Source organism: Sporomusa termitida (assembly GCF_007641255.1).
Lineage (GTDB): Bacteria > Bacillota > Negativicutes > Sporomusales > Sporomusaceae > Sporomusa > Sporomusa termitida.
Window position 1 is genome coordinate 1,446,324 of sequence record NZ_CP036259.1, and the last position, 12,491, is coordinate 1,458,814.

Here is a 12,491-nt window from a genome sequence, read left to right on the forward strand (position 1 = left end):
TATATACTATGATGGACTGGGCAATTATAAACCGTCTGTTTTATATCATTTTTTTCGTAATACCGCCGTCAATGACCAAGTCCTGACCAATGATAAAGGTTGCTAATGCCAACGGCGATAATCCGTTGGTTGTTCATTATTCATGCCGGTGTACAGGCATTTCGGCTGTAACTGTATTGCACTACCTTTGGGCGTCGGTTAAACTATCGCCGGAAAACCTGGCAAAGCGGCTCAGTGCCGAAAAAAATAAATTTGTAGATTTAATATAATTCGACATAAATCAACTATGTATTCAAAATAATTTATGCATTTATTATAAAAATTTAATATGCAAGCAGGATTAAGGGTGGTCTTACCAGAACATATAAAGCACAAGAAACTTTAACTGTAAAAGCTTCAAAAAACAGGATTCTTGTATTTTTTTTCGTACAGGCGGGAGTTAATTAGCGTTATCAGGACTACCAAGCCTGGCCCAGACGCTGATTCCAATATTATGTAAAAAGGAAGGGATCCCGATGGCAAAAATGAAGACTATGGACGGCAACACAGCAGCGGCTCATGTAGCCTATGCTTTTACAGAAGTTGCAGCAATTTATCCCATCACACCCTCATCCAACATGGCAGAATCTGTTGACAGTTGGGCAGCGGAAGGCCGCAAAAATATTTTTGGGCAAACCGTACGGGTTGTAGAAATGCAATCCGAAGCCGGTGCAGCCGGTGCTGTACACGGTTCACTGCAGGCGGGTGCGCTGACAACTACTTTTACAGCCTCCCAGGGTTTATTGCTGATGATTCCCAATATGTACAAGATTGCAGGGGAACTTCTGCCAGGGGTATTACATGTAAGCGCCCGGGCGGTGGCTGCTTCTGCTCTTAATATTTTTGGCGATCATCAGGATGTAATGGCAGCACGTCAGACCGGTTTTGCCTTACTGGCCGAAAGCAGTGTGCAGCAAGTAATGGATCTGGCTGCTGTTGCCCATCTGGCGGCGATTGAGAGCCGGGTTCCCTTTTTAAGCTATTTTGACGGGTTCCGGACTTCCCATGAGATTCAAAAGGTTGAGACCTGGGATTACGATGATCTGGGCAAGCTTGTAAATCAGGATGCCTTGGCTGCTTTCCGCCAACGCGCGCTCAATCCCGACCATCCGGTAACAAGGGGGACTGCCCAAAACCCTGATATCTATTTCCAGGGACGGGAGGTTGCCAATGAATACTATCTGGCTTTACCGGACATTGTTGAAAAATATATGGAAAAGGTCAAAGAGGTTACCGGCCGGGAATATCACCTGTTTGACTATTATGGCGCACCCGATGCCGACCGCCTGATTGTGGCGATGGGCTCTGTCTGCGAAACCATTGAGGAAACCATTGATTATTTGAATGCCAATGGGGAAAAAGTCGGTTTGCTTACCGTTCATCTCTATCGGCCGTTTTCTATTGAGCATTTCTTAAAATATATCCCTAAAACCGTTACTAAAATTGCGGTGCTTGACCGTACCAAAGAACCTGGCAGTGCCGGCGAACCTTTATATCTTGATGTTAGAAATGCATTTTACCGCAAGGCGTGGCAACCCCTAATTGTTGGCGGACGCTACGGTCTGGGCTCAAAGGATGTGGTACCGGCCCAGATTGTTGCCGTTTACGAGAATCTGAAAACTGATGAACCCAAAGATGGTTTTACTATCGGGATTGTCGATGATATTACCAATACCTCCCTGCCGCTCGGCGCGGATATCGATACGACCCCGTCCGGCACGCGGGCCTGTAAGTTCTGGGGTCTGGGTTCTGACGGCACAGTCGGTGCCAACAAGATGGCCATCAAGATTATTGGTGATAAAACCGACCTGTTTGCGCAGGGCTACTTTGCCTATGACTCGAAAAAGTCAGGCGGTATAACCGTGTCCCACCTGCGGTTCGGCAAGAAACCGATCAAGTCGCCGTATCTGATCAATAAAGCTGACTTTATTGCCTGTCACAACCAGTCCTATGTTGCGAAATACGATGTGCTGGCAGGATTAAAACCGGGCGGTACCTTCCTGCTCAACTGCATCTGGGATGAAAAGGAACTGGACGAAAACCTGCCGGCCGGCCTGAAGCGCTTTATTGCCAATAACAATATTAAGTTTTATACAATTAATGCTGTGCAAATGGCCAGAGATGTAGGTCTCGGCGGCCGTATCAATATGATCATGCAATCTGCTTTCTTCAAATTAGCTGATATTATTCCTGTGGAAGAGGCGTTGAAGTACCTGAAAGATTCGGTTGTTGATGAATATGGTCTGAAAGGTGAGAAAGTCGTCAACATGAACTTTGCCGCTATCGACCAGGGGGTCAGCGCCATGGTGAGGATTAATGTTCCCGCCGCCTGGAAAGATGCTCAGGATACTGCTGTGGCTGAAAAAGAAGTGCCTGAGTTTATTAAAAAGGTTGTTATTCCCATGAACCGTTCGGAAGGTGACAAACTGCCCCTGAGTGTACTCAAAGAAATGGGCATAACCGACGGTACCTTCCCGATGGGCACCGCCGCTTATGAAAAGCGTGGGATTGCGGTGGATGTTCCGGCCTGGGAAGTGGATAAATGTATTCAATGCAATCAGTGCTCTTTCGTTTGTCCCCATGCTGCTATCAGACCGGTGCTTGTAAACGAAGAGGAAGTCAAAAATGCGCCGGCCGGCTTTGTTACCAAGAAAGCGCTGGGGGCCGAGGGGCTGCAGTTCCGCGTCGCCGTATCTCCTTATGACTGCACCGGCTGCGGCAATTGCGTCCAGGTGTGCCCGGCCAAGGGCAAGGCCATTACCATGCAGCCGATCGGCAGCCAATTGTCGCAGGCTGATTTGTGGGACTATGCTATGACCGTCTCGCCCAAGCCTAATCCGGTTAAAAAAGAAACTGTCAAAGGCAGTCAGTTCGAGACACCTTATCTTGAGTTCTCCGGTGCCTGTGCAGGTTGTCTGGAAACGGCTTATGCCAAGCTGGTTACCCAATTGTTTGGTGACCGGATGATGATTGCCAATGCCACCGGCTGCTCCTCCATCTGGGGCGCCTCGGCCCCGGCAACTCCTTACTGCACGGATAAGCTCGGCCGCGGTCCGGCCTGGGCCAACTCGCTCTTTGAGGACAACGCCGAGTTCGGTTTTGGTATGCAGGTTGGCGTAAAACAGATCCGTGAGCGGCTGGCCGGCAAGGTTGGCGAGGCACTGGCTGTTGCTGACGGTGACGTCAAAGCGGCCTTGGCCGATTGGCTGGATAACAAGGATATCGGGGCCGGTTCCCGGGACCGTGCTGAGAAGCTCAGCGCTGCGCTTGCGGCTGTTAAAGGCTCTCACGCCCTCCTGGATGAGGTTTACAGCTATAAGGATTTCTTTGTTAAACGCTCACAATGGATCTTTGGTGGCGACGGCTGGGCGTATGATATCGGCTTTGGCGGCCTGGACCACGTCCTGGCTTCCGGCGAAGATATTAATGTGTTTGTTTTTGATACTGAAGTATACTCCAATACCGGCGGCCAGTCTTCCAAAGCCACACCCAGTGCGGCCATTGCTCAATTCGCTGCCAGCGGTAAGCAGACTAAGAAAAAAGACCTTGGTATGATGGCAATGAGCTATGGTTATGTTTATGTAGCTCAGGTCTGCATGGGGTCTGATAAAGCCCAGACGCTGAAGGCTATTGCTGAAGCCGAGGCTTATCCCGGACCTTCGCTGATTATTGCCTACTCGCCTTGCATCAACCATGGGTTGAAACTGGGTATGGGCAATAGCCAGCTGGAGTGCAAACGTGCTGTCGAAGCCGGTTACTGGGCAACGTACCGCTATAATCCGGCTCTCCAGGCAGTGGGGAAAAATCCGTTCAGTCTGGATTCCAAGGCACCTACTGCTGACTTTAAGGAATTCCTGATGGGTGAAGTCCGTTACTCTTCCCTCCAAAAACTGTTCCCGGATCAAGCCGAAGCGCTGTTTGACAAGACCGCTAAGGATGCAGCCGAACGTCTGGATGGCTATCGCCGGTTGGCCAGAATGTATGATGAGGCGGTAGCTGAGGCTGCTGCCGCCAAGGAATAAATGGTTCATAACTAAGCCCTATAATGCCGAAAGCACTATTTGCCAAGAGCAAATAGTGCTTTTTGCTTAATAGGTAATCCTGGTTTTGATGATCTGGGCCTGGCCGTTGCCGGTATTGAATATAGTGACAGGGAGAGGCCGGACATCGCCGGGGGTGCTGAGCAGCAGCAGGTCACCTTGCTGCAATTGGTAAAGGGCCTGGTTGTCGATGGTAATACGTACCCTGCCGGTGACACAATAAAAGGCCGAAGTCAGGTGGGCGGAACCGGCGGCGGGCTGATGTGCGGCCTGTTCGCTGCCGGTTTCTTTTAGGCTGATTGCCATTAATTGGCCCGCGCAACCGGCAGCCAGCATCAGATTGAAATCACGTACTTTACCATGACTTGTAGTTGTCCAGGCACCGCTGAAACTATCCTGTTCAAATGGCCGCAAATGGACAGTGTGGTGGCCGGCATGGGTAAGCTCCAGCTCGCCTGCAATGACCATGAGCAGCCGCCAGATGCCAGGCAGGGGGGTAAAGGTCGATGCCTCCACTTCAACGCTGGCTGAGCTAAGACGCCAGCTAAAGTTCTTTTCACTGTAGCTGGCGTCCGGCGGGTAGATGGCAATTTGTGTTGTTGTGCCACCGGACCAACTGCTGGTAGTTTGCTCAATTTGTTTGATTAACTTGACTGTATAAGCCATGGTTGTTCCTCCTGATTAACAAATACACAGCTTGATTGTACCAATATTTCAATAAATTGGCTATCGGTAAATAAGTGAATAACAAGGAGTTGTTCCTGTTTTTGTCGAAAGTTTGTACAAGTGCAGTAAGAAAGTGGATGGGTACGAGGTTGATATAATGCATGAGTTATCTGCGGTTTTATTGGGAAGCCCTGAGGTTTACTGGAATGGAAAACGGGTGTTTTTTCCTTTTGCCAAGATGGAAGCATTACTGTATTATTTATTGGTTAAAAGAAAGGCAACCCGCGAAGAATTAGCGGCCTTGCTATGGCAGGAAATGGAAGATGGGGCAGCCAGAAAAAATCTGCGCAATACACTCTATCTCCTGAAAAAGCTGACGTCAGAAACCTTGCTCCTGACCCCGTCGCGGGCTAATGTTTTGCTAAATACCGAAACCGTCAGCATTACTACCGATTTCCAGGAATTTAACGAGGTCTCCCCGGCCGAATCGCTGGTATTATACCGGGGGGAGTTTCTGGCGGGATTTGCCTGTAAAGATGCGGAAGCTTTTGAAACCTGGGTCAACCGCCGGCGGGAGAGCTGTAAAGAGGACCTGCTTGCCCGGCTGACCAAGGTTATTGTTGCCCGGCTTAATAATAAAGATTATAGTGCGGCCGAACGTTATCTTAAGCAGCTTATTACGCTGGACGAATATAATGAGAGTGCGTACCGAACGCTGATGAAGGTGTATGAGCGGGCCGGGGCTGTAAATAAGTCGCTTGCTGTCTATGATGGTTTACAGGCCAAGCTTAGCAGCGAACTGGGCATCGGCCCGCAAGACAAAACCCGGGAGGCTTATGAACGTATCAGGGCCAAAATGGTTAATCAGCTGGTTGTGCCGGCCGAGCAGGCGGCCGAGAATTTTTTCGGTCGCAAGCGCGAGCTGCTATGGCTGCAGCGGCTTGTGGCTGACTTTTGCGCAGGCTGCTCACCGTGCGTATGGGCGATTGTAAGCGGTGAGCAGGGAGTGGGGAAAACAGAAATTGTCCAGCGGCTGCAGGAAACGCTGGCTGCCGACTGTGTAACGGTTTTGCGAACCCAGTGTTATCAGGCTGAACAGGATTATCCCTATAAAGCCTGGAATCAAATCTTTTGCCAGGCAATGGAGCTGCTATCGCAGCGCGGTGTGGTACTGCCTGCCATCTGGTATCAGATTATTGCCTCTGTGTTTCCGGCAGTTCTCGGTAATCAGACCGTAGCCTGCCAGAGCCAGGCCGTCAACGGCTATAATATTCATTCCGGTATGATTGAAGAGGTTATGGGCGGTATTTTAGAGAAGGTTGCCGCCCCCAGAAAGGTACTTTTGCTTATTGATGATGTTCAATGGCTGGATATTCAGGGCTGGTCTGTATTGCGCCAGTTGCTGCGGTCCGGGCGGCAGCAACTGTTATGTATAACAACCTGCCGCACCGATTATCAGGAACAAATTGAGTTGTTCAGCGGCAACGCCAGGCAGGAGGGCCTGGTCGAAACCCTTATACTCGAAAATTTTAGCCGGGAAGAGGTTGTCAGATTTTCGGAGTTGATGCTCCCGGCTGATAAGCTTACGGCCGGGCTGCAGCAAAAGCTGTATGAGTATACGGACGGCAACGCCCTGTTTTTAGTGGAAAGCTTTAAGTTAATTAAGATGGGACAAAATGTGAACCGCCTGTCGCCACGCCTGCGGAGTGTGTTGCATGAGCAGGTTAATACGCTGGCGGACAATGCCAGAAAAGTGCTGGATGTCATGTCGGCATTTTTTAATGACGTGGGCTTCAACGAGTTGCTGGCTGTTTGCGGGATGAACGAGTTTGAAATTGTGGAAGCCATTGAGGAATTGCAGCACAGGCGGCTCATTCAGGAAATGCCCGGATCAGTTCCGGGGGGAAGAGGGCCTGTGTACAAATATAACCATATCCGGATCAGAAGCTATATTTATGCAGAATTGTCTTCCTCCAGAAAACAGATGATCCACAGGCGGGCCGGCCGCTATCTGGAAGAACTGATGGATAAAGAGGCCTGGGGCCGGGACTTATATTCAGAGATTCTGTACCACTATGCGCAGATTGACGAAAAAATAAAAATCCTGGAATATACGATTAAGCTGGCCGAAAGATTTTGCTGTCCCCAATATGAATTGTTTCCTGAATTTAGTGATTGGCCGAGAGGGAATGGCTTTATTCTGGATAATAAATTGCAAATCATGCATTATTTGGATAAGATCAAAGCGTTGTTGGCCGCGCTGGAGCAGGAATATGTGCCGCAGGCGAGTTTAAGCCGGTTCCGGGCAGCCTACCTGGAAATGCTGGGCCGTTATTATATCTGGCGCGGGGAGCATCTGGCCGGCCTGCGGGCCATCCATCAGCTGCTGCGCCTGGCCGCCAAAAAAAGTTTTATTGATTATACAGTAAAAGGGTATCAACAAATTATCTATTGCGGCATCCAGATCCGTAATCCCAAGCTTATCGAACTCTTTGCCAATAAGCTGTTACAGACAGCCCAGGCCGCCAGTCTGGCAGAAAAACAGGCCGTGATCCAGCGGTTCCTGGGGATTGCTTATGCTTTGCGCCGGCAAACAGGCCGGGCAGAGCAATATTATCGCCAGTCGATTGCTTATTATAAGCGTTTGGGAGAAAGACCGGGGGAGTTTAATCTGCATATTGCCGCCGGCTATAACTACATCGGCGATGTAAGGCGCATGGAGGGCAAGCTGGCAGAGGCTCTTTATTATTATGATCAGGCCATCAGGGTTGCCGGCCGCAACCAGAGCAGCGCCGGTGTTGTTATTTTTCTGGTTAATGCCGGCCATGCCGCCTATGACCTGGCGGAATATGGCAAGGCTTTCGCCTATTTGTCGGAGGCTTTGGCCCTGGAGGCGCAGTATGGCGAATATCAGGGCTATTGGTGCCTGCGCAGCTACTGTACGTTGCATTGCCTGCTGGCTTTATTGGCTGTTAAGGATAACTCCCTGCAGCAAGGGCGCAGTTATCTGGAGAAAGCCGATGAATTTCTGCAGCGGTATCATGATCTTTATCAGGCCGGGCTTATTGCCCGGGCCAAGCTGGAGATTGGCGTCAGGATGCAGCAGGATGCCCGGCTGCAAGCCGTTTTTGCCGATTATCTGCCGTTGCCGGTTGAGGAATACTATCGCCATGGGCAAGGGTTCTTTAGTAAAACCGGGAATACATTTGAGCAAATAACACTGGACAAATTATATTTAGCTGCAGGTGGCGGGGGGAAAATCATTTTGCATAATAAAAAACCGGCCCAGGGTTAATAATGGTTGATATTTTTGCCCGAGTTTAGGAAACAGTTTCTAACAGGGGGACTGCCAGCTGATTTTGCCGGAACAATCAGTTGGCAGTCTTTTGGTTGAGCGGGCAATAATAATGTTGAAAAAACGGCTGCCGGTATTTTGACGTTTCGTTGACGCAGCTGTGATACAGTAATGGTAAAGTAAGGTATAATAGAGGATATAGATGGAGGGATAATTATGGTTCGCAATTGTGAGATTGGCAGTGCCATGACCGTCAAATTGGATAATGTGCTGCCCGCATTACCGGTTTTTGAACCTGGCATTCGCCGTGCACCCAACCGGGGGTTTCGTCTGACCCGGGAACAGACCAAAGTAGCTTTGAAAAATGCGCTGCGCTATGTGCCGGAGGAGCTGCATGCCGTGCTGGCGCCGGAATTTATGGAGGAACTGCGGACACTCGGCCGGATTTACGCTTACCGTTATATGCCGCAAGAAAAAATTGCCGGCAAGCCGATTGATGCCTATACAGGCAACTGTGTGGAAGGCAAGGCCTTTCAGGTAATGATTGACAATAACCTGGACCCGGCGGTTGCGCTTTACCCGTATGAGCTTGTCACTTACGGGGAAACCGGCAGTGTGTGCCAAAACTGGCTGCAGTACCAGCTCATCAAAAAGTATCTGGCAGTCATGACCGACCGGCAGACTATGGTAGTGGAATCAGGTCATCCGCTGGGGTTATTCCCGTCCAAGCCGGAGGCGCCCCGCGTAATTATTACGAATGCGCTCATGATTGGCATGTTTGATAACCAGGAGGACTGGGAGATTGCCGAACAGATGGGGGTGGCCAACTACGGCCAGATGACGGCAGGGGGCTGGATGTATATCGGGCCGCAGGGAATTGTGCACGGCACGTTTAACACTCTGCTTACGGCCGGCCGTAAACGTTTGGGCGTGGCGGCAGATGGCGACCTGCGCGGGCATTTGTTCGTTTCTTCCGGTCTGGGCGGCATGAGCGGTGCCCAGCCGAAAGCGATTGAGATTGCCGGCGGGGTGGGGATTATTGCCGAGGTGGATTATTCCCGGATTAAAACCCGTTATGATCAAGGCTGGGTCACCAGGATTTCGGCCGATTTGGACGAGGTATTCAAGCTGGCCGAAGAGTATCAACGGAAGAAAGCGCCGATTTCTATTGCCTATCATGGCAATGTTGTGGATTTACTGGAGTATGCAGTTCAAAACAACAAGCATATTCCGCTGCTTTCCGACCAGACTTCCTGCCATGTTGCCTATGATGGCGGCTACTGCCCGCAGGGGCTGAGCTTTGCCGAGCGGACAAACCTGCTGGCTGCCGACCGGCAGCAGTTCCGTAAATTGGTTGATAAGAGCCTGCAGCGCCATTTTGAGCTGATTAAGATACTGGCCGAACGGGGAACCTATTTCTTTGATTATGGCAATGCCTTCCTGAAAGCGGTGTATGATGCCGGGGTTAAAGAGGTGGCCCAAAATGGCTATGACGAGCGGGACGGCTTTATTTTCCCTTCTTATGTTGAAGATATCATGGGGCCGGAATTGTTTGATTACGGCTATGGACCATTCCGCTGGGTTTGCCTGAGCGGCGACCCGGCCGATCTGCGCAAGACCGACCAGGCGGCCATGGCCTGTATTGACCCCAACCGGCGCGGCCAGGACCGGGATAATTACATATGGATCCGGGATGCCGAACAAAACAAACTGGTCGTAGGGACGCAGGCCCGGATTTTGTATCAGGATGCGGAAGGACGCCTCCGGATTGCCCTGAAGTTTAACGAGATGGTGCGCCAGCAGGAAATCGGGCCGGTGATGCTGGGCCGGGACCATCATGACGTCAGCGGCACCGACTCACCCTTCCGGGAGACTGCCAATATTAAGGACGGCAGCAATATTATGGCCGATATGGCCGTGCAGTGCTTTGCCGGCAATGCGGCCAGAGGTATGAGCCTGGTTGCTTTGCATAACGGCGGCGGGGTCGGTATCGGTAAATCGATCAATGGCGGTTTTGGCATGGTGCTGGACGGCAGCGAACGGGTTGATGAAATTTTGCGCCAGGCGATGTTATGGGACGTTATGGGCGGGGTAGCCCGCCGGGCCTGGGCCAGAAACGAACATTCGATGGAAACGATTGTCGAATTCAACCAGCAATACGCCGGCAAGGGCCATGCGACACTGCCTTATATCCCGGAGGAAAGCCTGATTGACTGCATTGTCGCCAAAGTGTTTGCCAAGTAGCATACAGGAAGGAGAAAAAAATGGCAGGAAAAAAATTGCTGATTAAACATGCGGCAGAATTGATTACTTGTGCCGGACCGGCCCCCAAGCAGGGGCCGGCGATGGGGGATATCGGGATGATTCCGGACGGGGCGCTGCTGGCCGAGGATGGCCGGATCAGCTGGGTGGGACCGACGGCCGCACTGCCGGCCCTTGATGAAAGTCAATGGGAGGTTATTGATGCCGCCGGGCAATGCGTGCTGCCGGGGTTTGTTGATTCGCACACCCATATGGTATTTGGCGGCTACCGGGCGGAGGAGTTTTTCTGGCGGTTGAGCGGCACCCCCTACCTGGAAATCCTGGAACGGGGCGGCGGCATCCTGAACACAGTTGAGGCGACCCGGGCGGCCAGTCTGGCGGAGCTGAAAGAGCTGGCCGGGCGGCGTTTGCGCAGCATGCTGGCAATGGGAGTAACTACGGTGGAAGGCAAAAGCGGTTATGGGCTGGATAAGGAGACCGAATTGCGGCAGCTGGCCGTGATGGCCGAACTTAACCGGGAACAGCCGGTGGAGATCGTACCGACCTTTATGGGCGCCCATGCCGTCCCGCCTGAATATAAGGGACGTACCGACGCCTATGTGGACTATCTGATTGCCGAGGTATTGCCGGCCGTGTCCGCGCAAGGGATCGCCGAGTTTTGCGATGTGTTCTGCGAACAGGGGGTTTTCTCGCTGGCCCAGTCGCGGCGGCTGCTGACCGCGGCCAAAGGCCTGGGGCTGAAAGCCAAGCTGCATGCCGATGAGATTGTTGCCCTGGGCGGGGCCGAGCTGGCGGCGGAGCTGGAGGCCTGTTCGGCTGACCATCTGCTGCAGGCCTCTGCTGCCGGCATTGCGGCCTTGGGCAAAAAACGCACCGTGGCTACGCTGCTGCCGATGACTGCTTTTTGCCTGCGTGAGCCGTATGCCCGGGCCCGGGCGATGATTGACAGCGGGGTGGCGGTAGCCCTGGCCACAGATTACAACCCCGGCAGCTGCTTTAGTCATTCCATCCCGCTGGTAGCCGCTTTGGCGGCGATTCAATTAGGTATGACCCCGGCCGAGGTGGTTACGGCGCTGACCATTAACGGTGCCGCCGCAGTCAACCGGGCCGACCGGGTCGGCAGTCTGGAAGTGGGCAAACAGGCCGATGCAGTCATATTGGAATATCCGTCCCATCTGTTCCTGGTTTACCATGCCGGCATGAACCTTGTCGACAAGGTGATTAAGCAGGGACAGCTTAGCTGGAGTAAAGCCGACAATATAGACAATATACATAGAGAAGGGAAGTTATAGCTGTGGCAAAACTTGTAGAATGCGTACCGAATTTCAGTGAGGGCCGGCGGCCGGAGGTCATTGCGGCGATTGTCAATGAAGTGAAGAGTGTAACCGGCGTCAGCCTGTTTAATGTCAATTCAGACGGCAGTCATAACCGGACGGTGGTAACTTTTGTCGGTGAGCCGCAGGCGGCTAAACTGGCTGCTTTTAAAGCCTGCGCCAAGGCGGCCGAGCTGATTGACATGGAACAGCATCAGGGGGAACATCCGCGGGTTGGGGCCACTGATGTGATTCCGTTTATTCCGGTGAGTGAGGTTACTATGGAAGAATGCGTGCAGCTGGCCAACGAATTGGGGCGGGAAATCGGGGAAAAGCTTAATATCCCGGTATACCTGTATGAAGCGGCTGCCAAACAGGCGGCGCGGGTCAAACTGCCTGATGTCCGCAAAGGCGAGTACGAAGGGCTGAAGACCGCAATTGCCACCCCGGAGCGCCGGCCGGATTACGGCCCGGCCCGGATGCATCCGGCGGCGGGGGCAACCGTTGTCGGTGCCAGGCAGTTTTTAATCGCCTATAACATCAATCTGAGCACAAGTGACGTCAATATTGCCAAAAAGATTGCGGCGGCCATCCGGGAGGCGAAGGGCGGCTATAAATTCTGCCGGGCGATGGGGGTTATGATTGAAGAGCGGAATATGGCGCAGGTAACGATCAATATGGTTGACTATACGGGCACTCCGCTGCACCGGGTATTTGAAACGGTTAAGTCGGAAGCGGCAAGGTACGGCGTAAATGTCATCGGCAGTGAGATTGTGGGCATGGTGCCGCTGCAGGCACTGATCGACACGGCTGATTTCTATCTGCGCCTGGAGGGATTTGAACGTAAGCAGGTATTGGAAGAAAACCTTTAGTAAG

7 protein-coding genes are annotated in these 12,491 nt (G+C 52.0%); 6 read left to right on the plus strand and 1 reads right to left on the minus strand.

All coding sequences use genetic code 11. The features are described from left to right. Window positions 1–89 precede the first annotated feature (89 nt). On the plus strand, window positions 90–269 hold the full coding sequence (locus tag SPTER_RS06305; RefSeq protein ID WP_144349544.1) for a hypothetical protein: 180 nt from the start codon (window positions 90–92) through the stop codon (window positions 267–269). A gap of 246 nt (window positions 270–515) precedes the next feature. Further along, window positions 516–4,061 carry a pyruvate:ferredoxin (flavodoxin) oxidoreductase gene (gene nifJ / locus SPTER_RS06310; protein ID WP_144349545.1) on the plus strand — a complete coding sequence of 1,182 codons (3,546 nt, stop codon included), beginning with the start codon at window positions 516–518 and terminating at the stop codon, window positions 4,059–4,061. A gap of 66 nt (window positions 4,062–4,127) precedes the next feature. Here the strand turns inward: nifJ and SPTER_RS06315 are convergent, their stop codons facing one another. Further along, window positions 4,128–4,745, minus strand: coding sequence for a HutD/Ves family protein (locus tag SPTER_RS06315; protein WP_144349546.1), 618 nt, complete (start codon window positions 4,743–4,745; stop codon window positions 4,128–4,130). A gap of 157 nt (window positions 4,746–4,902) precedes the next feature. Here SPTER_RS06315 and SPTER_RS06320 point away from each other — a divergent pair, with 157 nt between their 5' ends. From SPTER_RS06320 to ftcD, 4 genes are all read left to right on the plus strand, one after another. Further along, window positions 4,903–8,040, plus strand: a complete 3,138-nt coding sequence (locus tag SPTER_RS06320) for an ATP-binding protein (RefSeq protein ID WP_144349547.1) — start codon at window positions 4,903–4,905, stop codon at window positions 8,038–8,040. 216 nt (window positions 8,041–8,256) lie between these two features. Continuing rightward, window positions 8,257–10,284 carry a urocanate hydratase gene (locus SPTER_RS06325; protein ID WP_144349548.1) on the plus strand — a complete coding sequence of 676 codons (2,028 nt, stop codon included), beginning with the start codon at window positions 8,257–8,259 and terminating at the stop codon, window positions 10,282–10,284. A 20-nt stretch (window positions 10,285–10,304) separates the two neighbouring features. Beyond that, complete coding sequence (gene hutI, locus SPTER_RS06330) at window positions 10,305–11,594, plus strand: imidazolonepropionase (RefSeq protein ID WP_144349549.1); 1,290 nt, start codon at window positions 10,305–10,307, stop codon at window positions 11,592–11,594. A 2-nt stretch (window positions 11,595–11,596) separates the two neighbouring features. After that, the gene (gene ftcD, locus SPTER_RS06335; RefSeq protein WP_144349550.1) at window positions 11,597–12,487 is read left to right on the plus strand and encodes a glutamate formimidoyltransferase; all 891 of its coding nucleotides are present in this window, start codon (window positions 11,597–11,599) and stop codon (window positions 12,485–12,487) included. Window positions 12,488–12,491 lie beyond the last annotated feature (4 nt).

Excerpts from the sequence above, each read along its gene's own strand:
- SPTER_RS06305 (WP_144349544.1), top strand. The coding sequence starts at position 90 with ATGATAAAGGTTGCTAATGCCAACGGCGATAATCCGTTGGTTGTTCAT.
- nifJ (WP_144349545.1), top strand. The coding sequence starts at position 516 with ATGGCAAAAATGAAGACTATGGACGGCAACACAGCAGCGGCTCATGTA.
- SPTER_RS06315 (WP_144349546.1), bottom strand. The coding sequence starts at position 4,745 with ATGGCTTATACAGTCAAGTTAATCAAACAAATTGAGCAAACTACCAGC.
- SPTER_RS06320 (WP_144349547.1), top strand. The coding sequence starts at position 4,903 with ATGCATGAGTTATCTGCGGTTTTATTGGGAAGCCCTGAGGTTTACTGG.
- SPTER_RS06325 (WP_144349548.1), top strand. The coding sequence starts at position 8,257 with ATGGTTCGCAATTGTGAGATTGGCAGTGCCATGACCGTCAAATTGGAT.
- hutI (WP_144349549.1), top strand. The coding sequence starts at position 10,305 with ATGGCAGGAAAAAAATTGCTGATTAAACATGCGGCAGAATTGATTACT.